Annotated in this window: 26 protein-coding genes; 4 read left to right on the top strand and 22 right to left on the bottom strand. The window is 39.9% G+C overall.

Features of this window, described 5'->3' with window-relative positions; genetic code table 11:
• Positions 1 to 39: 39 nt before the first annotated feature.
• From VK91_RS02430 to VK91_RS02415, 4 genes are all read right to left on the bottom strand, one after another.
• A complete protein-coding gene (locus VK91_RS02430; RefSeq protein WP_004229019.1) occupies positions 40 to 1,305 on the bottom strand; it encodes an aspartate aminotransferase family protein in 1,266 nt (421 codons plus the stop codon).
• A 13-nt stretch (positions 1,306 to 1,318) separates the two neighbouring features.
• Positions 1,319 to 2,110 (bottom strand): DeoR/GlpR family DNA-binding transcription regulator, encoded by a 792-nt coding sequence (locus VK91_RS02425; RefSeq protein ID WP_048390423.1) that lies wholly within the window; start codon positions 2,108 to 2,110, stop codon positions 1,319 to 1,321.
• Positions 2,111 to 2,428: 318 nt separating this feature from the next.
• Positions 2,429 to 3,385, bottom strand: a complete 957-nt coding sequence (locus VK91_RS02420; RefSeq protein WP_048390421.1) for a stalk domain-containing protein — start codon at positions 3,383 to 3,385, stop codon at positions 2,429 to 2,431.
• Between the two features lie 214 nt (positions 3,386 to 3,599).
• Positions 3,600 to 5,369 carry a glycerophosphoryl diester phosphodiesterase membrane domain-containing protein gene (locus VK91_RS02415; protein ID WP_048390419.1) on the bottom strand — a complete coding sequence of 590 codons (1,770 nt, stop codon included), beginning with the start codon at positions 5,367 to 5,369 and terminating at the stop codon, positions 3,600 to 3,602.
• Between the two features lie 212 nt (positions 5,370 to 5,581).
• Here VK91_RS02415 and VK91_RS02410 point away from each other — a divergent pair, with 212 nt between their 5' ends.
• Positions 5,582 to 5,791, top strand: a complete 210-nt coding sequence (locus tag VK91_RS02410) for a hypothetical protein (RefSeq protein WP_048390417.1) — start codon at positions 5,582 to 5,584, stop codon at positions 5,789 to 5,791.
• Between the two features lie 34 nt (positions 5,792 to 5,825).
• Here the strand turns inward: VK91_RS02410 and VK91_RS02405 are convergent, their stop codons facing one another.
• The 9 genes from VK91_RS02405 to VK91_RS02365 form a co-directional block, all read right to left on the bottom strand.
• Positions 5,826 to 7,391, bottom strand: a complete 1,566-nt coding sequence (locus tag VK91_RS02405; protein ID WP_053075669.1) for an amidohydrolase — start codon at positions 7,389 to 7,391, stop codon at positions 5,826 to 5,828.
• A gap of 18 nt (positions 7,392 to 7,409) precedes the next feature.
• The gene (locus tag VK91_RS02400) at positions 7,410 to 7,961 is read right to left on the bottom strand and encodes a biotin transporter BioY (RefSeq protein ID WP_048390413.1); all 552 of its coding nucleotides are present in this window, start codon (positions 7,959 to 7,961) and stop codon (positions 7,410 to 7,412) included.
• 141 nt (positions 7,962 to 8,102) lie between these two features.
• Positions 8,103 to 8,765, bottom strand: a complete 663-nt coding sequence (locus VK91_RS02395) for a TIGR04104 family putative zinc finger protein (RefSeq protein WP_048390411.1) — start codon at positions 8,763 to 8,765, stop codon at positions 8,103 to 8,105.
• Positions 8,752 to 9,270 (bottom strand): sigma-70 family RNA polymerase sigma factor, encoded by a 519-nt coding sequence (locus tag VK91_RS02390; protein ID WP_048390409.1) that lies wholly within the window; start codon positions 9,268 to 9,270, stop codon positions 8,752 to 8,754. The genes VK91_RS02395 and VK91_RS02390 overlap by 14 nt, the downstream gene beginning before the upstream one ends.
• Before the next feature lie 103 nt (positions 9,271 to 9,373).
• On the bottom strand, positions 9,374 to 10,129 hold the full coding sequence (locus VK91_RS02385; protein ID WP_048390407.1) for an ABC transporter ATP-binding protein: 756 nt from the start codon (positions 10,127 to 10,129) through the stop codon (positions 9,374 to 9,376).
• Positions 10,130 to 10,134: 5 nt separating this feature from the next.
• On the bottom strand, positions 10,135 to 12,453 hold the full coding sequence (locus VK91_RS02380) for an ABC transporter permease (protein ID WP_048390405.1): 2,319 nt from the start codon (positions 12,451 to 12,453) through the stop codon (positions 10,135 to 10,137).
• 56 nt (positions 12,454 to 12,509) lie between these two features.
• Positions 12,510 to 13,160, bottom strand: a complete 651-nt coding sequence (locus VK91_RS02375; protein ID WP_048390403.1) for a TetR/AcrR family transcriptional regulator — start codon at positions 13,158 to 13,160, stop codon at positions 12,510 to 12,512.
• Positions 13,161 to 13,279: 119 nt separating this feature from the next.
• Positions 13,280 to 13,501, bottom strand: coding sequence for a helix-turn-helix transcriptional regulator (locus tag VK91_RS02370; RefSeq protein ID WP_004229042.1), 222 nt, complete (start codon positions 13,499 to 13,501; stop codon positions 13,280 to 13,282).
• 10 nt (positions 13,502 to 13,511) lie between these two features.
• Entirely contained in the window at positions 13,512 to 13,982 is a 471-nt protein-coding gene (locus VK91_RS02365) for a DUF2975 domain-containing protein (RefSeq protein WP_048390401.1), read from the bottom strand.
• Positions 13,983 to 14,147: 165 nt separating this feature from the next.
• Between VK91_RS02365 and VK91_RS02360 the strand changes: the two genes are divergently transcribed.
• Entirely contained in the window at positions 14,148 to 14,696 is a 549-nt protein-coding gene (locus VK91_RS02360) for a GNAT family N-acetyltransferase (protein WP_004229045.1), read from the top strand.
• 51 nt (positions 14,697 to 14,747) lie between these two features.
• Here the strand turns inward: VK91_RS02360 and VK91_RS02355 are convergent, their stop codons facing one another.
• The 3 genes from VK91_RS02355 to VK91_RS02345 all read right to left on the bottom strand — a co-directional run bounded on the left by VK91_RS02355 (position 14,748) and on the right by VK91_RS02345 (position 18,107).
• On the bottom strand, positions 14,748 to 16,196 hold the full coding sequence (locus VK91_RS02355) for a tetratricopeptide repeat-containing diguanylate cyclase (protein ID WP_048390399.1): 1,449 nt from the start codon (positions 16,194 to 16,196) through the stop codon (positions 14,748 to 14,750).
• Positions 16,197 to 16,417: 221 nt separating this feature from the next.
• Positions 16,418 to 17,608 carry a hypothetical protein gene (locus VK91_RS02350; protein WP_048390397.1) on the bottom strand — a complete coding sequence of 397 codons (1,191 nt, stop codon included), beginning with the start codon at positions 17,606 to 17,608 and terminating at the stop codon, positions 16,418 to 16,420.
• Positions 17,601 to 18,107: a sigma-70 family RNA polymerase sigma factor gene (locus VK91_RS02345; RefSeq protein ID WP_048390395.1), complete on the bottom strand. Its 507-nt coding sequence runs from the start codon at positions 18,105 to 18,107 to the stop codon at positions 17,601 to 17,603. The genes VK91_RS02350 and VK91_RS02345 overlap by 8 nt, the downstream gene beginning before the upstream one ends.
• Before the next feature lie 123 nt (positions 18,108 to 18,230).
• On the opposite strand from VK91_RS02345, the gene VK91_RS02340 reads away from it, so the two are divergent.
• Positions 18,231 to 18,656, top strand: a complete 426-nt coding sequence (locus VK91_RS02340; RefSeq protein WP_048390393.1) for a MerR family transcriptional regulator — start codon at positions 18,231 to 18,233, stop codon at positions 18,654 to 18,656.
• Positions 18,657 to 19,010, top strand: a complete 354-nt coding sequence (locus VK91_RS02335; protein ID WP_048390391.1) for a DUF4260 domain-containing protein — start codon at positions 18,657 to 18,659, stop codon at positions 19,008 to 19,010. It begins immediately after the preceding gene.
• A 232-nt stretch (positions 19,011 to 19,242) separates the two neighbouring features.
• On the opposite strand, the gene VK91_RS02330 is transcribed toward VK91_RS02335, so the two are convergent.
• The 6 genes from VK91_RS02330 to VK91_RS02305 form a co-directional block, all read right to left on the bottom strand.
• On the bottom strand, positions 19,243 to 21,018 hold the full coding sequence (locus VK91_RS02330; protein WP_048390389.1) for a sodium:proton antiporter: 1,776 nt from the start codon (positions 21,016 to 21,018) through the stop codon (positions 19,243 to 19,245).
• 103 nt (positions 21,019 to 21,121) lie between these two features.
• Entirely contained in the window at positions 21,122 to 21,337 is a 216-nt protein-coding gene (locus tag VK91_RS02325) for a hypothetical protein (protein ID WP_048390387.1), read from the bottom strand.
• A gap of 109 nt (positions 21,338 to 21,446) precedes the next feature.
• Positions 21,447 to 21,668, bottom strand: a complete 222-nt coding sequence (locus VK91_RS02320) for a hypothetical protein (RefSeq protein WP_004229062.1) — start codon at positions 21,666 to 21,668, stop codon at positions 21,447 to 21,449.
• 9 nt (positions 21,669 to 21,677) lie between these two features.
• Complete coding sequence (locus VK91_RS02315) at positions 21,678 to 22,748, bottom strand: sigma-E factor regulatory protein RseB domain-containing protein (RefSeq protein ID WP_048390502.1); 1,071 nt, start codon at positions 22,746 to 22,748, stop codon at positions 21,678 to 21,680.
• On the bottom strand, positions 22,748 to 24,196 hold the full coding sequence (locus VK91_RS02310; RefSeq protein WP_048390384.1) for a HAMP domain-containing sensor histidine kinase: 1,449 nt from the start codon (positions 24,194 to 24,196) through the stop codon (positions 22,748 to 22,750). Before VK91_RS02310 ends, VK91_RS02315 begins: the two co-directional genes overlap by 1 nt.
• The gene (locus VK91_RS02305) at positions 24,193 to 24,891 is read right to left on the bottom strand and encodes a response regulator transcription factor (protein WP_048390381.1); all 699 of its coding nucleotides are present in this window, start codon (positions 24,889 to 24,891) and stop codon (positions 24,193 to 24,195) included. The genes VK91_RS02310 and VK91_RS02305 overlap by 4 nt, the downstream gene beginning before the upstream one ends.
• Positions 24,892 to 25,088: the final 197 nt, after the last annotated feature.

Raw genomic sequence — 25,088 nt, 5'->3', positions numbered from 1 at the left:
AAAACCCCCTGTTTACTAAATTGACAAGCTTTCTTTCCTTTAATAGCGTGCAAATTTTACAAGCTGCGCTGCTTCTTTAATGCCCGCCTCACATTTTTCAAGCAATTCATCACAGTATGCTTTATCACATAATAGCCCTGGCTTAAATTGCAACACACGTGTATCCAGCATTGAATAAATGGCCCATACACCATGTTTGTACAAGGAGCTCATCACATATTTAGCCCCTTCAGGATGATTAAATTCTAGGCCCATAACAACGCCAAGCTGACGAATGCCCACAAAGAAATCAGGATATTGTTGTTGAATACGCTCTAAACCACTTCGTAGATAACGAGCAACATATTCTACATTCTTTACTACTTCAGGACGTTGGGAGATTTCTAATACTTTCATCGCTACTACACAACCTAGTTCTGCTCCACCAAATGTAGAAATATGGGCTAGTCCATCTTCTTCCATCCAGCCGCCTGCTCGTTCATTGACCACTGTAGCTGCAATTGGATAGATACCGCCACTTAGCCCCTTTGCTGTCACCAGAATATCCGGTTTCACGCCATAATGCTCAATTCCCCACAGCTTACCTGTTCTCATCAAGCCCGTTTGCACCTCATCTGCAATATATAATGCCCCGTATCGTTCACAAAGTGATTTGACATCAGCCAAGTAATTAGCAGTGGGCAAGGGGAAACCATATGTCGCAGGAATAGTCTCGATAATTACGCTAGCTACATCCCCTCTAGCAAGCTCTCGTTCCATTGCCGCCAGATCATTGAAAGGTACGTGCACAAATTCATGGGGACTGCCCTCACTTAAAAATGGTTTTGAATAGCGTTCATTGCCAAGCGAAACTGCAAGACCTGTGTGTCCATGATATCCATTTTTAATGGAAATCGTTTTTTTACGTTTTGTAGCATAACGCGCACACTTTAGAGCCACATCAATTGCTTCACTTCCACCACTAGAGAAAATAGAATATGTTAAGCCTTCTGGTGTGCAGGCTGCTAATTTTTCAGCTAACTGTGCACGTGCAGTAGATGGAAAATGATGATTACCAATGTCAAAATAATTGGTTCCTTCCACTAATGCAGCAATGACTTCTGGATTACGATGGCCAAGGTTATATGTTCCGCCATTGAGATGCGCATTCATTAATTTTTTGCCATCCACATCGTAGAAATAATAGCCCTCTCGTTTCCCGATAACGACATCAACACCATCGATTTGCCACTGTTTCGTTTTTCCTGGATTCCACCAGTCAATTGATTTTTGTAAGGTTGCCTGTTTATTTGCAAAATAGTCCATAGTTTCCACCTTCCTATACATTGACGTCATCCAACATTTCACCTGCAATGAATAATTCCACTTTTTTCTGCTGTAATCGTTCCTGCCATTGTGTGGAGCTCTTTTGATCTGTAATCACCATCGAAACGTCCTCTAAATGACAAATATGCGCAAATGTAGAGACACCAAATTTCGTATGGTCCGCTAAAATAATCGTATTTTCTGCCCGCTCTATTAATTTCTTTGAAATCGCTGCGCCCGTAATATCATAGTCGGTAATACCATCTGCTAACGAAATTCCGCCTGCAGCAACAAAGGCTTTATTTGCCTTTAGTTGATTAAAAAATAAATCAGCTAATGGACCTCCCATAAATTTTTGTCGATGTTCATATTCTCCTCCCGCAAAGAGCACCTTCCCTTGAAAGCATTCTGCGGCTAATGATAAAACTGGGAGTGAATTTGTGACGACAATGACGTTGGGCTTATCACCTAAATAACGAACGATTTCATAGGCTGTTGTACCATGACCGATAAAGATAACATCACCGTCTTCCACAATATTTGCAGCAGCCTTACAAATCCTTCTCTTCTCTATATTGTTAAGTGACGTTTTCTGTTCAAAGGTCCTCTCATACTTTTCCTTTGCCTTCACAGCCCCCCCATAGACTTTGTGTAGAAGCCCTTCCTTCTCCAATCGATCCATATCTCTACGTATAGTCTCGCCTGATACATTTAATAGCTGCTCTGCATCACTTACCTTCACTTTTCCTTCTAAATCTAAAATATCTAAAATCACTTTTTTACGTTCCTCAAACGAAAGAGACATACATCATCACTCCAAACACAAAGTTAAATCCAACAAAATCCACAAATCCAACACTTTATTTCTGTATTTATGTGGATTTGTTTTGAATTTTAAATAATAGTTTAATAATTGTCAATACTCTGAATATTATTTTCTGTTTGATTTTTTCTCTCTAAAGCCACTTATTTCTCTTAAGCGTAAAATGAAAACTCCACAAAAAACCAATTTCAGTTGTCTCCAACTGCTCTCTAAAACCTTTTTTAAAATATTTTTCTACAACTATTTTTTCCCATAAAAAATCCCCCTTCATGGTAGAAACCATAAAGGGAGATGACGAGATTATTTTGTTAATTCCTCTACAAATTCAACAGGTACGTATGTTTTGCCAGATTCTAATAAAGCAGGGGCTACTTTAAATTGGCGAAGCGCTTTATTATAACCATATTCTTTTTGACCTCGCGTAATTGTATACGAAAGGGCTCCTTTTGAAACAATGGCACCTTTTTGCGTTACTTCTACTTTAAAGCCTAGCTTTTCAGCGATTAAGCGTAGCGGCACCATTTTTGTCCCATCTACTTCGTAAAAGTCTTTATTGATAATTTCTTGAACCGCTGAATCAACTGGAGCTGGAGCTGGTTCTGGTGTTGGAACTGGATCCACTTCAACAGGCTCTTCCTTCTCAATTGTATCTAATACTATCACTTTTGATGGCGGTGTTTGAGCAGGGATGCTCATCGTTGCGATTGTGTAGAACACCACTAAATGCTGCTCTTTTAAATCGTCCACTTTCACAGCTTTGCCAGTAGCACTTGCTAGCTTCGTGTCTTCCCCAACATTTAACTTGAGGTTATTTTCAGTATCCACTAAATCTTTATTGAAGAAATCCACTTCCACGCTACCCATTTCTTCTGTTTCTACAATGATTACTTCTGGGTTGTATTGTGGTGGATAAATCGCAAGCATCGGCTTCTTGGCATATGAGTAAGCTGACACCTTATCTCCTTTTTGAAGCTTGGCTTCTTTTCCCATATTGTCAAAAACTAATGAGTCTTTATTGGCAATCACAATATTTGTATTGTCACCATCAACCACTGTATAGTATGTGGCATTTTCACGTACTTCTACGTTTTCAACTGTACCTGTCACTTTAATAAAAATAGGCTGCACTTGTTGCTCCGAAGTTTCTGCGTTAATCACAGTAGCCTCTCCTTCGTTCGCTGATGCAGTTGGAGCTCCAATCGCGCCCCCTAATAATAATGCTGACATAGCAAATGGTACGACTTTCGTCATTTTCATACAAAAAGCATCTCCTTCATTTTCCCGAATTCAATAAAGTAGTCGTGTTCACACGAAAAAGGTTACAAACTGTCTCCATTTTTATGGCTAGAGCTTTACTTCCTCATTTTGAGCGATAGCGATTTGCGAGCGACTTCTCTTGAATATTCGATTTACTAGATGGCGGTGCTTTGCTTTTGGATATTCGCTTCTTCGCAATTTTATTCTCCCCTGATCAAAAGATAAATCTCAGACGATTCAGGATGCGCTGTAAGAAATACTGGTTTTCGCTTTGCTGGGTTCTTAGCTCACGGGCGACGTCGGGGTGGTCAGTGATGACGCCGCTGACATTTTTTTCGATAAAGGTTTGCAGGGAGCGGTCGTCATTGAGTGTCCAAACAAATAAATCGGTCGGATGTTGCTTCAATTCTTGGATAAGCTGCTCCGTTACCCAGGATTCCTCCAGTGCGATAAAATCAACATTTTCCTCCATCGGTCCAATATTGAGTGCATAGACAATACCGACTCGCAAATTCGGCACCAATTTTTTTAATTGCGTCATTTTCTGTCCATCAGCGGATTGCACATAATAGGAATCTAGCACCTTGTATTTTCGTAGCTTCTCTACTAATTTAGGTAAAACATCTTCTGTTTCTTGACCATGCACCTTTAATTCGATTAGAAGCGCCACATCTAACGCTTTGGCAATTTCAATACAATCATCTAATGAAGCAATTTTATCGCTAAAGCCATTTTGATGAATGGTTAACGTTTTTAGTTCGCTCAGGGTCATATTCGCAATAACACCATTTTTACCTGCTAACCTTCGTAATGTTCGATCATGGAAGACGACGAATTCCCCATCCACCGTTTGTTGAATGTCGATTTCAATTAAATCTGCCCCCGCATTGGCCGCACTCACCAATCCACTAATTGTATTTTCTACATTGCCTGCTACATAGCCGCGGTGGGCAATAATTTTGGTATCTGGCGCATAGACACTTTTCTCTAATGAATTGATATTCATCATACTTAATACGAGAAACACAATGCCACTGATCAATAGTAATGGCTTATAGCGCCGCTTCCGATGTGTAGTCCCGCTCAATTTGCCTATAACTAGCGTATTATACGTGATGGCGACCATAACTTGTGAAAACATCGCCTGTAATAAACTAAATAGCACCACAAAGACCATTTCTAAAAAGGCTAGTGTCAGCCCAGCCGTAACCAAGGCTGCACTTGGCATTAAACGTTCAATTAGATAGAGCGGAAACGTAGCGACCACTGTGATACCAAGCATCATCAACAGATGACCTGTTAAAAGCATAGCTAGTAGCACGACTAGTTCAAATAAACCACGCTGGGAAAATCGCCAGCTTTGCTTAAAAGAACGCAAAATAGAGATGTTCGGCTGGATTGTAAAGATAGGTAACGTTAAGATACTTCGAATACCTATCATCACGATAATGCTTGCCACTGCAGCATATGCTAGCCTACCCGCTCGACTACTCATGATTTCTTCAGTTAGAAAATGTGGTAGGGAGATGGATTGAGTCAATGTAAGGGGTAGCATAAAGGAAGCTAGTGGCATTAATAGTGCTAAATAGACGATGAGAAATAGAACTTGCACACTAAAAAAATAGACAACCTTGCGATTTAATTGTTGCCATAAAGGAAGAAATCGGTAGCGAAGTCCTCGTTGCTGATGAAAGGCCATGAGAAATAGAAAGCCCATCTCATAATATACAAATAATAAAAACAGCAAAATTAATAGACAAATCATTATCATCACAAAGGGATTCGTCACAAAGCTTTGCCAATTTTGCTCAGTAATATGTGTAAACCCTGTTACTCGTAGCATGAGCTTCAAAACGATAGAGGTTACAGGGATCATTAATAAAAACTGAAAGATTCTAATTAATGCGAAAACCTGTACATAATCGAATCGATAAACATAAATATTATGGACAGCCTGTCGCATTACTTGTCCTGCCTTGTGCACATACTCACCCCTATCATGCTGTTAAAATCGCTCACTACTAACGTATGTTTTGACTGCTATGACCCATTCCTCGAAGCCAATAAAATAGCACTCCTCTACACCAAAGTAGGCGTCAATTTTTGTATTAATCGTGACATTCACCATTTTTTTGAAACTTTTTAGCAGGCTACCCTGTATATAACTAGATACCCGCTACAGAAAGGAGCGCAAACATGAAATTCAACCTTGGTGATATCATTAGTACAACCGTTCTTTTATGTATGTTTCTAGCGATCTTTTTCGTAATGATCCATATGATCAAAAAAATGAAATCCACTGCCCCTGTGTCTCCTCCACCAACCATGCAACAGCAAGTAGAGGACTTATCAAAACGTGTGTCGACCCTAGAACAACAAGTAAAACAATTAACTGACAAACAATAGTCCCATAAAAAAATCGCTGGGAAGGATAACCTTCTCAGCGATTTTCATATACTATCTGACCATTCACAACCGTACATGCGACTTGAATGTGTGGAAGCTGCTCCATCTCTACCGTAAAAACGTCTTCTTGTAAAATCGTAAAGTCTGCAGCAAAGCCTTCTGCAATTTTGCCACGCATCAATTGCTGTCCAATGATTTCAGCCGCTCCTACTGTATACAAACGGACTGCCTCAAATCGGGAAATTTTCTCATGAGGGTTATAGCCATCATGTGTTTCCTCAAAATTTCTTCTAGTGACAGCCGCATAAATACCATGCAACGGGTTTGGCACTTCAATTGGCGCATCACTGCCGCCTGCGACAATCAGCCCTCTGTCAAGAAGCGATTTTAAAGGATGTAAGCCCTGTGCGCGCTCCTCTCCAAGTCTCGATAGCTCTGCTTGGTATTCTCCCTGTACAAACTGCGGCTGCATATCCACTGCCACTGGTAATGCAGCTAGCTTGGCTAATAGTTCCTCATCGACTAAGCTACAGTGAATTACGCGATCAAGCTGACCTTCCTGAGGAGGATATGCCGCAAAAACGTCTAAAATCGTGTCGATTGCTAAATCCCCAATGGCATGCACGGCAACGGTTTGTCCATATTGACGTGCCAGCTGAACATAGCTTGTTAATTGCTCAGTTGTATGAATAAGCATCCCTGCATTGTCCGAATCATCGCAGTAAGGCTGACGTAGTGCAGCCGTACGACCTCCAAAGGCTCCATCAATAAAAATTTTCATCGCACCAAACTCCAAAAATGGTGAGGAAGATAAATCCATCTTCGCAACCTCTTCAAAGACTGTATGATGCTGTAATACATGCACCTTAAAGGATTGCTGTGCCTCTACTATTTTGCGATAAGCCTGAATCGGCTGGCTTGGCGGTCCATAATAGCTTAAATCCTCTGAATGTCCCCCTACTAAACCATAGGATTGCAATGAGGTCACCGCCTTTGTCAGTGCATCCTCAATATAAGCAGGTGTAATATGTGGCATCTGGTTAACAATTAAATACAATGCAGCATCCTTTAGGATCCCTGTGAGCTGACCATCTACTTTGTCAATGACACCCCCCTCTGGCGAAGGAGTCCTATTTGTAATTCCTGCAAAAGCGAGTGCCTTGGAATTTGCTAGAATCAAATGATGACAGCTCCGTTTAATGATTAAATGAGCATCTCCAAGGGCATCTAGCTCTGCTAAGGTCGGAAAAACGGGCTCCTCAAATTGGTTTTCATTTAGTCCAATCGCAATGACCCATTCATGTGCTGACGCCTCAGCCATTCGCTCCTGAAGCTTCACAAGTAACGCCTCTTTACTCGTAACCGCCGACACATCAAGATGCTTGAGTTTTTCTCCGTAGCCAATAATATGTAAATGGCTGTCGACAAAGCCTGGATACATGATATTGCCCTCTAAATGTTGGATAGAAGCAGCTAGTGGCGACAAGCTCTCCACTGAGCCTGTCGCCACAATTTTTCCATCTTCAACAAGGACTGCATCCACTGTTTCACCAACCTGAGCCATCGTGTAAATCTTACCACCTGTCCATAATGTTGCCAAAACAATTCCTCCCATGTCCTATGCTATTGCTTCAATTAAGTGCGCTCTTTCTAAGCGACGTCGAACGATCACACCAATCCATGCTGCAAGTACCGCTTTGACGATACCAACCACGACAAATGGTGCAACACCACCCATAAAGGCAGCTGTCCATGTATAATCTGCTACAATTTTTAACCACACTGTCCCAAACGCTAATGTAACAATCATCCCAATGATATTCGCAATAATAGCTTGAGTAAATGTAATACCAAATTTATCTAAGTATAAGCCCATAATAATGGCTGTGGCAAGGAAGCCTACAATATATCCACCTGTTGGACCAACTAAAATTCCTAGTCCACCTGACATACCGCTAAATACAGGTAAACCTGCTGCCCCTAGTAAAATATATAATAGAACAGATAACGTGCCTAATCTTGTCCCTAAAATCGTCACGATAATTCCAACCGCTAACGTTTGACCTGTAATCGGGATAAGTGGTAGCGGGATTGTTACCTGTGCTAAAACTGCGATTATTGCTGCCCCAAATGCTGCTAACACATATTGATATGTACTTCCTTTTTTCAATGTAAAAAGCCTCCCCTTGTGCGTTAACTAATAATAAAAATAAGTTAACACAAAGATAAAGCAAATGAAAACCATTGTCAATCTATTTTAGAATAAAAAAAGAAATTGCTAGATTAGCCTAGCAATTTCTTGCCAAAATCATTACCATAAAGGTTCATTCATCGGGTCTTTCTCTTGTAGCTTAAACACATATGGCGCAATTTGATAATGGTAGAAGAACATGCCCACTAAAAAGAAAATGAGACCGATAACAAAATGATGGAAAACATGCTGTAGCATAATCAGCAGTGGCACTGGCATCGTCATTACACCACTGATTTGCATGGATTTTTTTGTGCGATATTGTTTTTGTCCACAATGAGGGCACACAATTTCACTATTTTTGCGATATAATTTACGTGCATCCTTCTCAGACCAACTCTCCCCACATTCAATACAAACAGGTAAACCATACCCCTTTTTCAATAGATAGCGTTTGACAATAAATGTAGCGCCTATAAAAATGCTCAGTAAAATCATTCCTCTTACATAATCCGAAGCAAATAGTGACCACCAATGCCAATTATCGGACTGTAGGCTAGCCGCCTGATGGCCTGAACCCTGTTGCCCCTTCTGTTGTGTCAAGATATAGCTAAAACCGATAACAAAAATAGTAAAGGTTGCGAACACGATGCGATACGTCCATTGACCATCTGCTTTACGTTGAACTTTTCGTCGTGCTTTTTCCGCGATTACTTGTTTGCGCTGCTGTGAGAGCTTGACATCTTGTAGCTCCTTTAATAGTTCCTCTTTAAATTGATTCATGGCGTAGCACCTCCCAATCAAAGTCACCCATTGCTGTTGCTAATTGTTTACGAGCTCGCTGTAATCTTGTGCGAATCGTTGCTTCCGGACAGTGTACAAGCTGTGCAATTTCCACTGTCGACATCTCCTCAAAATAATACAAAATCAAGACCTCTCGATAGGCAACTGATAATGTAAACAGTGCCTCCACCAGCTCTTTTTTTACAGTTTTCTCTAGCATCTCCTTTTCAGGTGTCATAGCTGTTGTGCGCCCCGTGATCTTTTCAAACAATGTCAGTCGTTTACTTTTCCAACTTCGTAAATAATCGTGACTTCGATTAACCGTCATTTTCACTAAATATGTACGTAAGGATGCTTCCTGACGAAACTGTCCCTGCTTTTGATAAAAGGCGATGAACACATCCTGCACGATGTCCTCCGCCGTTGCCTTATTTTTTACATATAGATAGGCGACCTTTAGTAAGTAATCACCGTGCTCCTCGATTATCTGTTCAATAGACATCATTGCCCTCACCTACTTTCTACACTACTGACGGTCGCCGTAAAGAATGCGATTCATTTTATCAAAAAAAATCCGTAATTTTTAAATCATTACGGATTTCTTCAAGCTAAATACCTATTTTTTGCATAGTAGAGACAACTTTGACCATTCGATCGTCTAAATCGGCGCCTGTGAATCGAGGCAATCTCAATTCATTCACGATAGCACCATCAGACATAAAAAGGATACGCTCTGTTCTTGCGGCAATCTTTGGATCATGGGTCACAAGCATCACCGTAGTGCCTTCACTATTGATGGAGGCTAATAAATCCATGATTTCCTGTGCAGACGTTGAATTCAATGCGCCTGTGGGTTCATCTCCAAAGATCACTTGCGGGTTGCTAATCAAGGCGCGGCAGATGCCTGCCCGTTGAAGCTGCCCACCAGACACTTGTGTAATATCTCGCTTTGCCAAGTCTGCAATCCCCATTTTGTTCATGATCTGTAGTGCCCTTTCTGTCAAGGCCCTGACATTTTTTCGCTCATCACGCATCGCAGGTAACAGGATATTATCGAGGATATTTAAGCTTTTTAGAAAGGTCGGCTGCTGAAAGACAAAGCCCATTTTCGTTCTACGCAAATCAGCCAGTTCTTTGTCACTTAATGTCGTTAAATCCGTTCCATCAAAGATGACCTGACCTTGATCAATACTGTCCATCCCGCTAAGGGCATACAACAGTGTCGATTTACCACAGCCTGATGGGCCCATGATGGAAATAAACTCCCCTTGATTGATGGCAACTGATACATCCAGTAAAACGGGATGCTGTTCTTTGCCTACCTGAAACGTCTTTGCTATTTGCTCACCACTTACGATATTCATAGGTTCTACTCCTTTATATGCTCAATAATTTTTACCTGCCCTGCCCTTGACGTACCAAATAGCGTAGCTAGCAGAACAACGCTTTTAAGCGCTAGTGGGCAAAAAACATACGCTGCTAGTGGATTAATCATAAAATCAAAGGAAGCCGCCCCGAATGAGGCAATGACCGTACTAGTTAAATATTCACCTAACGTGTTTGCGAGCAACGTCCCCATCGAGATAGCAAGCAGTAATACAAAAATCGAACGTGCAGCATATTGTGTAGCTATATCGACATTCGTGAATCCCAATGCCTTCATGATAGCGATGGGCGCTTGATCCTTCGCAATCAGCATATTCATAAATAATAATGTCACGAGCACACATAGCAATAAGGCAATGACGAGTGCTGCACGAGCTGCCTTTTCGATGGCATGAATCGTCGTACCAAAAGTTTGATAAATATAATCATCAATACCTGACACTTTGGCAAATGAGAAGGTTTTTGCATATTCCGCCCTTTTTTCTGCAACAAGAGATGGATCTGCCATCGTACTATAGACGACACTCCACATGCTATCCGTAGAATGGTCAGAGAAAGCTGCCTTCGCAGTCTTGCCTCCATTGGTAATATCTGAATAAATACCGCTAATCCTCAAATTTTTCTTCTGTCCATTAATGACCACTGCTAAACTATCGCCAACCTTTTTTTGAAGCTCCTCTGCATTGAGCACCGAAAGTGCCACTTCATTAGGAGCAACTGGAGCCTCTCCGTGTGCATATTCTAAGGGAAAAATCGTATGGTCACCCAGCTCTATTTTTAGGTTTTGCGCTGTTCCGTCCTCGGCAATCGTTGTGAATTTTTTTGTTGTCAAAACAGTGTAATTCTTAATGGCTGTGTCATGCTCAAGCCTATCCATCACCGCTGCCACCTGTTGTTCATTTTGCTTGCCTTGTGGGATATCAATTCGGATGTCACTGTTCCCAATACCCATATACGTAATAAAGCTTTTAGCTGCAATTGTGTTGTGTAAGTTTTGAGGGACGATGATAATAAATGTTGCCAATACTAATACTGCAAGCATTGTCGCATAAAGTGTTTTTCGTGATAGCACATCCTTTATGCCAAGGAAAAGATTAATCGGTAGCCTTTTATTGGCGCTGAGGTTCAATAATTTTGCATGTTGCCCTTTTCCTTGCATTGTGCCAAAGCGCAGAGCCTGCGTGGCTGATAGCTTGCGAAACTGTTTCAGTACCGATTGTACATAGCCCATAATCACGATAAACACGAGCAACAACCCCAAACCTGTGAACAACCAAATGAGTGAAACATTGTCCGTTTCTCCCATGAACAGACGGATATTTTCTAATAGAATATCTCGAAGGAAGAAGGAACAGGCAAAACCGAGCATACAACCAATCACAGCTATAACGCCATATTTGGCTAGATACATTTTCTGAATATCTGCCACTCGTAGGCCAATTGCTTTCATCACACCGATTTCTCGAGTATCCTCTTCAATTTTAGTGAGCAATGTAAATCGAATACACATAAACGCAATAGCGACTACAAGGACACTGATGAGCAAGATCACAGCAATCATAAGCCCATCTGATATGGCATTCAGCATTTGAAAAAGCTTATAGGTAATGGTTGGTCCATTTGCTTCTAACCCTGCACTTGTATAGGCTTCCTCAAAATTCTTTAAATCCGCCAAATTTTTCAAACGAAACTCAATTAAATATTCAACTGTTCCCGCTTCCTGGATTGCTGCATAATCTTGTTCACTGACAAGAAAGCGTTTGGAGGACGCCAGCATTGAGTTCATCTGTGAATCCCTTAGAAATCCTGCTATTGTAAAGGTTTGATCATGAACGATGACAGTATCCCCCAAGTCGGCAATGCCGTCCTTCCAATAGCTTACAGGTACATAAATATCACCATTTGCCACTTCAATCACATGACCATCAAGATCAAGTAAATAATCAAATTTCTCACTTTGTGTGCTGAAACCATTGTCCTGCACACTATGTGCCAATGTGGTACCCGCAATATGGATCTTCGAGCCCTCCACATTTAGAAATTCATTCATTTGATATTCATCTACATATTTATTTTGCTCTGCAAATTCAGTAAGCCGCACTTGATCGATTTCCCCTGCATGCATCTGAAGAAAATGAGACGTTTCTGCTTGTTTCATCAGTGTGTCAATTGCGCTTGTCAAATGGACCATAAGTACTGCTGATAGTGTGACAAGTAAAGCTGCTACCGCCACAAATAGCATGGTCATACCTGTAATTAGCTTACTATTTGCCATATCATTTCGCACAATTTTCCAATACATAAGTCACCTCTTTGTATATTGTTAATCGCCATCAAATCTAACAAGACCTAAAATATTTAGTTCGGACTGCCTTCTCCTTTATTTCCAAACATTCGCATCATATACAATAAGCTACCACTTTCCACCCCTAGCATTCGTTCAATATTAAAAATTAATGCCGGAATACGAGCAGCTCTTTCCTCATCTGTCATCAACACGAGATCATCATCGAATACCGTATTGGTATAAGCGATAATCATTTCCATACACTCATAGGGATAAGGCGTTTGGTAAATACCTTGCTCAATGCCCTCCCGAATAATGGCAGTAAGGATTGGTGGCACTTGATTGATGACCACTTGCTGTATTTTACGGTGCATCAAGGCATTTTGCGGTCTATGAACATGCTCCATCATTTCCTGTCCACCCTGTTCATTTTGCATATTCAATGCCATGACAACGCGCAATATCCGCTCATTTACAGCTATAGTCTTGTCTGCTGCAACGGTTTTCGCCTTTGCGAGCATTGTGCTTGTATAACGCTCAATGAGCGCATCCATAATGTCTTCCTTAGATTTAAAGTGATAATAGAGGGTACCTCGAGCAATGCCTACTTTTTCCAAAATATTACTCGTACTAGTGCCATCAAATCCCTTCTGTGCAAATAATTCATCCGCTGCATCTAATATTTCATTTCTGCGTTCTTCCGCTTTTTTTATTTCTCTCATAAGACAACTCCTTATAATTGACCGACTGCCTGTCGATATATCTTTTCTTTATCCTAGCATAGGACTACTTCTGTTGGCAATAATTTCTACAAAAAAAAGAATCTGCTTTACGCAGATCCTTATTTTTGTAGTTCCTCGTTCTTCCGATATTCCAAAATATCGCCAGGCTGGCAATCCAATGCCTCACAAATAGCCTCTAATGTTGAAAAGCGGATGGCTTTGGCCTTGCCGTTTTTTAAAATCGAAAGGTTCGCCATCGTGATGCCAACTTTTTCTGAAAGCTCTGTAACACTCATTTTTCGTTTCGCCAGCATTACATCAATGTTAATGATCATTGCCATAGTATTCACCTCAAACCGTTAGATCATTTTCTGATTTGATATCGATGGCATTTTTTAGAAGCTTTTGCAGCACAGCAGCAAATACTGCCACGACAAAGGAAGCAAAAATAATGACCATTCCGATAAGGATAAGACCTGGGGCATCGTCTACTTCCGCAGCATAGTATATCAGTGGCATGCCAACCACGTAAACACTACTAATAATAATTGCACAATATTTGATCTTGATTAAAGCTTTGACAGACAGCTCTGAAAATGCAATGTTTTGGTCAATATAGCTTAATAGTTTGATCGTCGTAAATAGCGCAACAAAATAAGCAATAGCCGTTGCATAGACGCCAATTAAAGCAACAATGGTTAAAATGGGAGAATGCTCCACTGTATTCAAAGCAACACGAGGCACCACCCATACACATAAGGCAAGAACGGGTATACCTATTAGAAAAACAGCTATCTTTAAAAAGAGCGTTTCTCGTTTCATCTTACGCACCTCTTTTATTTATTCTCCTGTTTAATTTATCATATAGTTTATCGTTTTTCAATAAATTTTTATTCCAATTCAAGATACTTTATAACACCCATTATTTGGTTTACTTTACTTTTTATTGTGCTATAATCAATCCAACCATTGAAAAGGGGGTATTCGATGATTTATTCGCCAACTGAAAAGACGATAGAAACAACACGTTTAATACTTCGACTTTTTACGCAAGCAGATGCACAGGAAGTAAGTGTTTTATGTAACAATTATGCGATCTATAAAAGCACATTGAGTTTACCTTATCCTTATACATTAGAATGTGCATTATCATGGATTTCCACGCATCAACAAAACTTTGAGGAAAATCGAAGTTACGAATTTGCGATAACAGACAAACAAAGTGGACAATTATATGGAGCGATAGGACTGTCAAATCAATCCCAACATCAAAGAGGAGAAATCGCTTATTGGATTGGAGAGCCCTATTGGGGTAATGGCTACGGAACAGAAGCTGCTCAAGCGATGATTGAATTTGCCTTTCAGGAGAAACAGTATCATCGTATTTATGCCCGGTATTTCCATTCCAATCCCGCCTCTGGGAAAATTATGGAGAAATGTGGCATGCGCTATGAGGGAACATTAAAGGATCATATTTATAAAAACGGTACTTTTGAAGATATTGTGTTTTATGGCTTGCTTAATCCATCACACTAGCAACACGTTTACGAAAGAGGCACTTCCCTCGTAGATATGCCTCTCTCTCTTTTAAATACCATTTCCCACATCGCAATAATGATTATAGTGCGTAATTTGGTTGCGGCCGTTACGCTTTGATTTATAGAGCGCTTCATCCGCATGCTGGATAAGCTCTTCTACTTTCTGAATTTTGCCATGATCATTCGTACTGACACCAATACTAAATTCCAACTGAACCGTTTGATTATTCACTGTTAGTGACAGTGCCGTTAAGGTTTGATACAGGTTGTCAGCCAATGTTTGCACTGATTCACCTTCCTTTACTTGACTCAACACAATGAATTCATCCCCACCAAAACGGGCAACAATGGACTCAAAGGGCTGAAAATAGTCCTGTAAAGTTTTGGCTGTATTCGTCAAAGCATCATCGCCAAATAAATGGCCATTCATGTCATTGATTTCTTTAAAATGGTCTAAATCCACCATCATCAGGGCCAATTGCTGATGATTTTCAGTCGCCTTTTCGACCATCTTTTTGGCCTGTTCATCAAAATAGCGACGATTGTAAATATTCGTCAGAGGATCAATATAGGCATTTTTTTCAAACTGCTTCTTATGATCGTTATATTCCATTTCAAACAATACATGTGAATAGTTTTCACGCTGGATTTCTAACAAAATATTTATATATTCCTTTTGTATCGCACATAATACAATTTTATTGCCTTGCTCCTCAATTAGCTTCACTAAAGAATTATAAATTAATTGAAGTAAAGAAAGGTCATTGTTTTGTAAAGCATAATGCTTTGTCTTTTGATATAAATCGATGGCCTCACTTATACGTCCCTGTCTTTCACACAGGAAGGCATAGGCATTGAGTACCTCAAGTTGTACTTTCGAATAGGGTGGATGATGAATCGTTGCCATTAATTCTTGTAATATCGTATTGGCTTCCTCAAATTCTTCAAGCCAAATAAGTGCAACAGCTAGGTTTGTCTTCGGATGGATAATCCCTGTATAAGGCTCTTTATGCTTTATTTCAAACGCATTCGCATAATATAAACTCTTTAAGGCAAATTCCTTAGCTGTCCGATAGCTTCCCATGGATATTTCTAAGTCGCTCAGATTGTTATAGATTTTCCCCATGCTCTCCACGTGCTGAATTGCTTCAGCAATTTTTAAGCCTTTCAGCATCAACTCTTCTGATTTCTTTAAATGACCAAATGTTCCCCAATAAATGGCTGCTAAATTGTAATATTGAATTACATCAATATCGTTGCCATGTTGAAAGGTTAACTCACGATATTGTTCAAGGACACTTATAGAAAGCTGTAAATCACCCGTTTGAAAATAACTGGCACAGCTATAACGTAATAGAAGGATAGCCTTATCGTACATTTCAAGCATAATGGCACTTTCAATTGCGGCACTACTTATTTCTATATATTCTAAAAAACGATCCGCATTATATAACTCATTAAGCGTAATCCATAGTTCTTCAAATTCTTGTGCGTTCATACCGCCCCTCCTTTTCTTCATCCTTACTTCTTTAATACTACCTTTGACCTTAAAATATTACAATTCTTTAGACTCATTTATTTTTTCGACATTAAGTAATTCAGCCTAATAAAGAAAATCACTGTGTATTTTTTCCTACATTCAATTAAAGGTTATTTTAACATGGTACTTTCACTATAATTTTCCCCTAAACAAAAAACAAGCCTCTTTCAAGAGACTTGTTAAGATTCTTCTATGCCTAGGATGGCTATTAATGCCTTCGCTCTGTTGGCACTAAGGTGAATTTCTCCGCTTCCAGCCTTTTGGAGATAAATTGAACCCCCATAGCCCTTCCACATTTCAATACGGACGCCTTCTACTTCAAATGAATATTCGGGTGGCCTTTTCATATAATTTGCGGGCTGCCAAGGGATATCCTGTAAAAACTGAGCGACCTCTTTGTCATTTTCTAGCTCAAGCTTTTTTGTAATGGTTGGCTCTAGCTTTTCCAGTTTAGATAATAAACCATATTTTCTTACGACCCCGTTTTCCTCTATACTGCCTGTTCCCATAGAAGTTAAAGTAATATAATCCCCCTGCTTGACAGGAAAATCATCCAGCACAGGATACCAATTGGCCTGTTCATATTTTTCAGCAAGCTGTTCTTCCGTCATATGATCAAGGTCCTCGGGAATCACTCCTTCAATAAATAAGAAAACATTCGCTTCAACCTCTGCAACTGTTCCGACCATTGAAGAGCCATGTGAATTGGTCCGTAATACGATGTTATGCTCCTCCTGAAAGGCTGCTGCCTGATCAGTATAATGCGCTTGGAAATATCGTTTGGCATCAATATTGGCTACTTCTTGGTAAGCATAAAAAGTTGGATATTTTTCTTTATAGAAGGCATATAGCTTTGTTCGCGTTGTATACATCGGCAGTAGGGGCTCGAGATATGTTTCAACATACTGTTTCGGTGCTAATCCCTGAAATAGTGCTTCGTATTCAGATGCTTGATAAAGCATTTCCAACTGTTCTACCTGCTTCTTTCTCTCCGCCTCTAGCTCTGCCTTAGAATAATCAATCCCTAATGATTTCCCAAAATAGTAGGCGGCAACGAGCTTCTCATACGATAGATAGGCTTCCTCTTTATAAAATTCCTGCTCTTTCCCTGGCCACATTAGCCGATTAATCCGTTCGAAATGCTCAAGCTGTCTTTCATGAAATAGTGAGGTTGTTTGCTCTGTTTCGTTCGTAAGAAGCTGCACCATCATAAACCCCACCACACAAAGTGTCAGTAGGATGGTTAATAGAGTGAAACGAAAAGGCTTCCTTCTATTGATAGACTGTTGTAGTACTTGTTTTTTGACTCGTTCTTTGCTTGCTGTCATATCACCAGCGACTTTGAGTAATTCCTTCTGTATCTCATTCATGTCTAAGCACCTCCCATTCCTCCTGCTTTAGATGAGGCTTTAATGCTTCTCTTGCCCGCTTCAGTCTTGTTTTCACCGTATTCTCCGCAATGCCAAGTAGCTGGGCAATATCACGAATTTTCATTTCTTCAAAATAATAAAGGATAATAGGCTCCCGATAGGTAAGTGAAAGCTTTAAAATAGCTGCCCCAATGTGAGACCTTTCCTCTGCTGCCACGAGCTCATCTCGTTGTCTATTCCCCTGAATAGGAAATATTTTTTCTTGTAATAGTAATTTCTTATAATGCCAGCTTTTTAAATAATCCTTGCTTTGATTAATCGTTAGAGTGGATAAATACGCACGCAACTGCCCGCGTTCTTCATAACCACGCTGAGAAAATTTAATAAAGACCTCTTGCACAATATCCTCTGCGGTTTGTCGGTTTTTTACATAAAAATAGGCGAGACGTAATAAATGTGCTGCATGTTCTTCGATCATTTCCTCAAGTATGCCGTCCACCTCCCCTTCTTACACTATAAACGACTGCCACTGAATGACCGTTTCATTTTTTTAAATTTTTTCCTCAAGCACCTTGACCTTGGAGCATACTCCAATGTTAGGATGAATTTAGGAGGTACTTACATGAAAATTAAACAATTCGCCGAGAAATTTCAATTAACAACTGATACCGTTCGCTACTATGAAAAAGAGGGACTCTTACAGCCGCAAAAACAAGACAATGGCTACCGTGTGTATGATGCCATGTGTGAACATACAATGAAATTTATTATCGTTTTACGACAGCTAGGCTTTACGCTTCAAGAAATTAAACATTTACTGACACTCGAACAAAAGCCTATTTCAACAGCATGTAATGAAGAAACGGTACAGCTATTTTCCACAAAGATTGCCCAAATTGAGCAGCAACTACGATTCTATCAGCATGCGCTTCATTCGTTACAACTGACAAAAACGTTAATGGCTGACGGACAATTTGAAGAAAATCAAGAAAAAATTGCCTTACTCATTGAGGATATGTATCAAAATTTACTGGAAGGTCGTGGTTAAATGTCACTACGTAAAATCATCTCAATCGAATATATCCTTGCTTTCATCATCACAGCTTCTTTCTATGGTCATCTAAATTTTCCATGGCTTTATTTTATTGTGTTTTTATTGCTCCCAGACATCACCATGGTTGGCTATCTCATCAATACAAAAATAGGCGCTCTTTTCTATAATATGGGGCATAGTTTTGTGCTACCTGCCATGTTGATGGTGATTGGTTTACTAACGACTACATCAATACCTCTGATGGCTGCCCTGATTTGGCTCGCACATATTTTCTTAGATCGCGCACTTGGCTATGGTTTAAAATATGATGACGCTTTTAAGAAGACACATTTACAGCAGATTGCGTAATGAGGAGGAAAGTATGGCTAGCCATTTAACACTGCGATTTTTAGTAGAAATGGGTTAGAAAAATCTCCTAATTAAATGCTCTCTTGGGGTAGGATTCTCTCTTTAAGCTAGCTGTTCTTGTTTTGTATAAAACAGGCAGAACACTAATTCCAAGCATGGTCATTTTCAGTCAACTAGTCTCCTTTCTCTTGCATCAAAAAACCAGCCGCCCTGCACAAACAGGTGGCTGGTTTTAGCGAATTAAACTAATAATAGTATGTGGTTCATGTTTTATATCGTCATATTTATTGACCATATCCAACACGATAGCTCCATCCTGTGTTATAGCATACACCCAGACGGCATGAGGATTTTGTTCTACATAATCCTTCCATGTAAATACTTCTGTAATTTTCGTTTGACGAAGTTGTGCACCTTGCTCTATCAGTTCATTTAGCTGATGAATATCATGCTGTGCATCGACAAGAAGCTGTCCCCCGTACTTCCGTGAGTAATTTTTAGGGTCTGTAGAATGTAAAGCCGTTTGAAAAATATTGAGACGCCCTAATTCTGGAACAAAGTCTGCACAAACAAGGACATTATAGGCGTCCTGCTTTGTTGCTACAATTAGTTGATCATATGGGGTTAAATCAACATAAAACTCAGTATGCTCGCTTAAAATATCACCTGTTTCCGTCTTAATACCATTTTGTCGAGCAGCAGATAAATCTTCCCATGCACGATCCATCATCAACACATCAATTCCGTTATTTTGCAGGGACGTTGCGAGCTGTGTTGTAAATGGAGAAGCGCCTACAATCACAATACCCTTCCCAGTGGAAGCTTGTAGATCTAATTTTTTCGCAAGCCAGCCAATGCTAAAGCCATGGGCAACCACTGTCGCAAAAACAAGTGCTAATGTGAGCGCTGTTAATAATTGTGCACTTTGAAAACCTACATCTTGTAGTGCCGTTGTAAAGTAACCTGAAACGGTTAATGCTACAATCCCTCTCGGTGCAATCCACCCAATTAAGGCCCGTTCTTCCAATGTTAAGCCCGTATTAATGGTCGCAATCCAAATCGATAACGGTCGAACAATAAACATCATTGCTAGCACGAATAGTAGCATACGCCAATCAACGATTTGCCATAACGTATCGATGGTTAAAGACGACGTCAGCATAATAAAGACACTTGAAATTAAAATAACCGAAATATTTTCTTTAAAATGCAACAGCTCATGATGACTTGTTAAATGCATATTTGCCATCACAAGCCCCATCACTGTCACAGCCAGTAAGCCCGTCTCGTGCATGATGGCATCGCTTAGGGCAAAAACAAGTAAAATAGTAGCAAGTAACAAAGGTGATTTCAAAAACTCTGTAATTAAAACACGCTCCAAGCATTGCCCCATTACATAACCGACGACCCCTCCTAACAGGGCGGCTAAAAAGGCGGAAACAAAGAAAACGGTAAGAGATGTCCCACCTTCTAAATGATATATACCCAAAACGACCTGATACGCAAATAGCGCTAACAATGCGCCAAAAGGATCTACAACGATGCCTTCCCACTTTAAGATAGCTGCTGGTCGCTCCTTCAATTTTGCTTGTCTCAATAAAGGCAAAATAACGGTTGGACCTGTCACAATAAATAATCCACCAATGACAAAAGAGACTGGCCATGATAGCCCTGCAACAAAATGCGCGGCAGTAGAGCCTGCAATCCAAGCGATGGCTGCCCCTACTGTGGAAATACGCAATATGGACTTCTTAAAGCCACGTATTTCTCGAAAATCAAGGCTTAAACTTCCTTCAAATAATATAACGGCAACTGCCAGAGAAATAATGGTATGAAAAATAGGGCCAAATGTCTCTTTTGGAGACACTAACCCTGTAAACGGACCAATAATTAGCCCAGCGATACTCATAATGACAATGGCAGGCATGCGAAAACGCCATGCTAACCACTGTGAAAACAAACCGATAAAAATAATAAAAGGTAACTGAAATAGTAAATTGTCAAACATATGTACCACCTACAATATCCTAGGATGAATGTATATTCCCTCATTTTAGAAGGACTAAACCTGTTACCTTACATTATGTACGTATTGTGCCAAAATTATCACTTTACCTCATCATGACCATAAACGTAATCACATTATAAAGCGCTGGTGCAACCAAAGCGAAAGCTAAACATACCACTGCAGCCCATTTTGTGTTCTTAATACCACGATCATCGCCTGTCTTTAGATGATGAAAATAAGTTAATGTGAAATAAAAGCATAAAATCATAAACAAGGGGAAAATGAGTTGTTGAGCAAAGCCATGTAGAAATGTAGCCATTGAAGAAACCTCCTATTAATATCCTCTTTACATAAATATTGTAATATACCAACTCTATTTCTACCATAAAAAAAGCAGGATCCTCCACTCTGATCCTGCTCCAAATTATTTAGATGAATCTTTTTAACAATGATTCATATAGACCCACCATTAACAATCCAATTAATATTGGAATGAGGGATGTAAAACTGAAATAAAAGCCTACATCCTGATATTGTCCCGTAAAGTGAAATTGTAGCCAAGACACCTCATATGTTTCTCCTACCCCATATAAGAAAATAGTGGTAAATAAAAATAATGCCAGACATTTTAGTCCTTGCGCTTTTTTCATAGTATCACCTCATTGTACAACGGTCATTTGTTGCGCATAGCTTAAAAGATCCTCAACTGTTAATTCTGGATTTTGTCCAACCATACTATATTGGTAGCCGTTTTCTTGCCAAGCAAGGGAACGGAAATTTTCACCATCCATAACAGTGCCTTTTTGTCCTCGAATATCTATTTCTTTTTCATTTAAAATGGGACCAATATCTGCAACACTAGCATCTGCTTTAAAAATCGTGACAAAAAAGGCTAGCTCTCCATCTAAAACATAATCGAAAGAGTATTCTGGTCGTTCCTCTATCCCTTTAACCATGGATATGTTGTCTAACGTTAGACCATTTACTTCTGGTACTAATAAAAATTTTTCAAGCTGCTGCTTTACGTCGTCCAATGAAATGGATTCAGAAGTATCCTGTCCGCTAATTTCCTGAATCGTTACATCCTTTGGTAAATCTAGTGTAAATTGTTGAGCATCTATTTTTTCACCAAAATTAATCTTAGAATATTCAGTGAGCATATGAGTCCCTGCACTATCTGTCTTCATTTTTAATGTCAGCCAAGTTTTTTTGTCAATCCATGCTTCGATATCGCCAAATAACGATTCCGTTTTCTTCGTTTTTGCGACGATTTTATAGGTATCTCTACCTGCAACCTTCTCTTCTCCTGCTATCTTAATATCATGCGTATCTTTAACCATATTAAAAATAAGCTGTACCTGATCTTTAGGTGATTGCAAGCTGTCTAATTCAGGTTGTGAATAATCCATTGTGTAGGCTGTCTTTTCAGTGACATCATAGCTAATCACTTTAGCATCATTTTTAACTGTGATAACATGTTCACCATTATCGCCTGTCATTTCTATCCGTCTATTGCTATCCTTTACCCATTCCTTCACTTGAGCTTTACCACCTAGCTCTCCCATATCTAACGTATATTCGCCATAATAAGTGAGTGGCTCTTTCGATTCTTGAAGGGCTTGGTCGATAATTTCCTGAGGTGTATAAGTTGCCTCTGAATTACAGCCCACCAAGCTAAATGTCATAACAGCAATTAAGCCTGCTGCTCGGCAAGATCTTTTCCAATTCATCATTCATTTACTCCTTTATAAGGTGGTAGCCAGCAAATTACCGCTGTTCCAATGTTCTCTCTAGAAAGCAGTTCGACAGTACCCCCATGTTTTTCAATAATTTGTTTTGTAATATTTAAGCCTAGTCCTGTTCCTCGTTCACCAGCCTTTGATCTCGCATAATCTGCTTGATACATTGGCTCGAATAATTTAACAATGTCCTGTTGTGGTATGCCTCTTCCGTGATTTTGCACAATTATATACATACCTTCTTGCTTGTTTAAAGCAGACTTCAAGAAATCAAAGCCCCATTCGGGATCATTTCCAGCATTGACTGCCGCTAAGCCTATTGTTGTCCCCTTTTCCCCATAACGCCAGGCGTTGCTCAATAAATTATCAATGACACGCTGAAGTTGTTTAGGATGCACAGCATAGAGTCCATCTACGGAACAGAAGACTTTTAATGTAAATCCTTCTTCCTCACATAACGGTTCATAGTCAGACAAGGCCATGTCAAAAAATTCTTCTCCATCCACAGCAATAAGCTCTAATGTATAGTTCGTTGATTGAAGTAAGGTAAACATCATTAAATCCTCTAGCATATGCTTCATCCGATCTGCCTTCGTAACGATGACCTGCTGATATTCTGCCACCTGCTGTTCTGATAAGCCTTTATTTTGTAAAGATTCCGCATAGGCTTGGATGGCTGTAAGGGGTGTTTTCAAATCATGGGAAATACTTGCAATCATCATTTCTTTTTGCTGTTGTTCCGCTTTTAAGGAAGCTCGAGTCTTTTCAATTTCAACCTGCATCGCCTCAAATGTTTTGGCGAGTGCCCCAATCTCATCTTTTCTTACGCTTAGAGTTGATTTAACATGCTGACCTTTCGCAAAATTACGCATGTGCTGCATCAGTTCACCTAATGGCCGATTCAGTTTCCGATGAAGCAACAAGATGACAGTTAAATAAATGATAAGAAACAACAGGATCGTGCTTGCGATGACAAGCCATGAACGCTTTTCTACACCCTTTACCCAATCTGTTCGTATTAATTGAATTTCATAGATGCCAAGCAAATCACCTTTTAGATACACAGGCTCCTTGTATGTAAAGGCGTTGTATGCTTGCTGTAAATCATATAAACCATTTAACATGCGCTCTTTCCCTACATAGCCCGTTAGCAAAGGGTTGGAGGAATATAAAACATAGCCAGATTTCGTATAGAGGGTAATCGCCAGCTTCTCATTGGTAAGTTCCTCTATCTCCTCAAAATCGGCATTTTTTTGATAAAGCACTGGATTTTCAACGACATCTTTTACCTGATTTAGCTCTGTCCACTTGTCAAAGTACTCCGCCACATTTTTATCTTGGTAATAAGCATTAATCCACACATAAAGGCTATAAGCTCCTAATATGGGTATGACCATTACAATAAAAAACATAATTAGTAACCACGCTTTTATTTTCATAATGGTTCACCAATAAAACGGTAGCCCTTACCCCACACAGTTTGAATGAAATTTGGTTTTTTCACAGAATCCTTGAGCTTTTCGCGCAGTGCCTTGATATGCACTGTGACAGTATGAGTGTCCTCTAACGTTGCTTGCTGCCAAATATGCTGATACAGTTCTTCTTTTGTAAAGGTTTGACTCGGATTTTTAGCTAGCAGCCTAACAAGGGCAAACTCCTTTTGAGTTAATGCAATTTCTTGCTGATAAACACATACTATTTGTCGTTGCCAATCTATTGTTAAACCATTCGCATAGGCAGTATGCTCTTCTATCACGTCTTGTTTGTGGTAGCGTCGCCAGCGTCTAAGATGAGAGGCAACTCGTGCCTTTAATTCTTCTAAGCTAAATGGTTTAGCGATATAATCGTCTGCCCCCTGCAAGCCCTCCACCTTATCCGCATCTTCCTTGCGGGCACTCATCATTAGGATTGGCACATCACTCTCCCAACGGATATTTTGACAAACCGTTAACCCATCCATTTCTGGCAGCATCCAATCCACTAGCACTAAATCGAAAGGTTGCGTTTGAAAATCTTCCAGTCCCTCAAGGCCCGTAGTAGCCCATGTCACACAATAGCCCTCCTGTTCTAGCGTATCCTTCACAATGCGCCCAATCGCTGTATCATCCTCAATCAGTAGTAATTTTTCCTTCATCATTTTCCTCCTGCATTCACCTTACTACGGAAAAAACGATTTTCTCCGAACTTTACACTTTCTTTATAATTACCTTAGAGCGAAACTGCTCTTTACACAAGGGGAGGAGGCTACCGATTTCATCGAAGCAGTTTTCTTCCTGCCCGGGCTATCCTTCACTTTTACCGTTCTATCCGGTACTTTAACCAGGCTATCCG

The sequence above is a fragment of the Lysinibacillus sp. LK3 genome, from assembly GCF_001043675.1.
Classification (GTDB): Bacteria; Bacillota; Bacilli; order Bacillales_A; family Planococcaceae; genus Lysinibacillus; species Lysinibacillus capsici.
Note: the sequence above shows the minus strand (reverse complement) of the source record. Positions and strands in the feature narration are given on the sequence as shown.

Bases quoted from the DNA above. Each gene is read 5' to 3' on its own strand.
- VK91_RS02325 (WP_048390387.1), bottom strand. From the start codon at position 21,337: ATGGCTACATTTCTACATGGCTTTGCTCAACAACTCATTTTCCCCTTG.
- VK91_RS02430 (WP_004229019.1), bottom strand. From the start codon at position 1,305: ATGGACTATTTTGCAAATAAACAGGCAACCTTACAAAAATCAATTGAC.
- VK91_RS02320 (WP_004229062.1), bottom strand. From the start codon at position 21,668: ATGAAAAAAGCGCAAGGACTAAAATGTCTGGCATTATTTTTATTTACC.
- VK91_RS02315 (WP_048390502.1), bottom strand. From the start codon at position 22,748: ATGAATTGGAAAAGATCTTGCCGAGCAGCAGGCTTAATTGCTGTTATG.
- VK91_RS02425 (WP_048390423.1), bottom strand. From the start codon at position 2,110: ATGTCTCTTTCGTTTGAGGAACGTAAAAAAGTGATTTTAGATATTTTA.
- VK91_RS02305 (WP_048390381.1), bottom strand. From the start codon at position 24,891: ATGAAGGAAAAATTACTACTGATTGAGGATGATACAGCGATTGGGCGC.
- VK91_RS02350 (WP_048390397.1), bottom strand. From the start codon at position 17,608: ATGAATGAGATACAGAAGGAATTACTCAAAGTCGCTGGTGATATGACA.
- VK91_RS02410 (WP_048390417.1), top strand. From the start codon at position 5,582: ATGAAATTCAACCTTGGTGATATCATTAGTACAACCGTTCTTTTATGT.
- VK91_RS02330 (WP_048390389.1), bottom strand. From the start codon at position 21,018: ATGTTTGACAATTTACTATTTCAGTTACCTTTTATTATTTTTATCGGT.
- VK91_RS02395 (WP_048390411.1), bottom strand. From the start codon at position 8,765: ATGAATCAATTTAAAGAGGAACTATTAAAGGAGCTACAAGATGTCAAG.
- VK91_RS02385 (WP_048390407.1), bottom strand. From the start codon at position 10,129: ATGAATATCGTAAGTGGTGAGCAAATAGCAAAGACGTTTCAGGTAGGC.
- VK91_RS02310 (WP_048390384.1), bottom strand. From the start codon at position 24,196: ATGAAAATAAAAGCGTGGTTACTAATTATGTTTTTTATTGTAATGGTC.
- VK91_RS02355 (WP_048390399.1), bottom strand. From the start codon at position 16,196: ATGAACGCACAAGAATTTGAAGAACTATGGATTACGCTTAATGAGTTA.
- VK91_RS02390 (WP_048390409.1), bottom strand. From the start codon at position 9,270: ATGATGTCTATTGAACAGATAATCGAGGAGCACGGTGATTACTTACTA.
- VK91_RS02340 (WP_048390393.1), top strand. From the start codon at position 18,231: ATGAAAATTAAACAATTCGCCGAGAAATTTCAATTAACAACTGATACC.
- VK91_RS02370 (WP_004229042.1), bottom strand. From the start codon at position 13,501: ATGGCAATGATCATTAACATTGATGTAATGCTGGCGAAACGAAAAATG.
- VK91_RS02365 (WP_048390401.1), bottom strand. From the start codon at position 13,982: ATGAAACGAGAAACGCTCTTTTTAAAGATAGCTGTTTTTCTAATAGGT.
- VK91_RS02335 (WP_048390391.1), top strand. From the start codon at position 18,657: ATGTCACTACGTAAAATCATCTCAATCGAATATATCCTTGCTTTCATC.
- VK91_RS02380 (WP_048390405.1), bottom strand. From the start codon at position 12,453: ATGTATTGGAAAATTGTGCGAAATGATATGGCAAATAGTAAGCTAATT.
- VK91_RS02420 (WP_048390421.1), bottom strand. From the start codon at position 3,385: ATGAAAATGACGAAAGTCGTACCATTTGCTATGTCAGCATTATTATTA.
- VK91_RS02360 (WP_004229045.1), top strand. From the start codon at position 14,148: ATGATTTATTCGCCAACTGAAAAGACGATAGAAACAACACGTTTAATA.
- VK91_RS02375 (WP_048390403.1), bottom strand. From the start codon at position 13,160: ATGAGAGAAATAAAAAAAGCGGAAGAACGCAGAAATGAAATATTAGAT.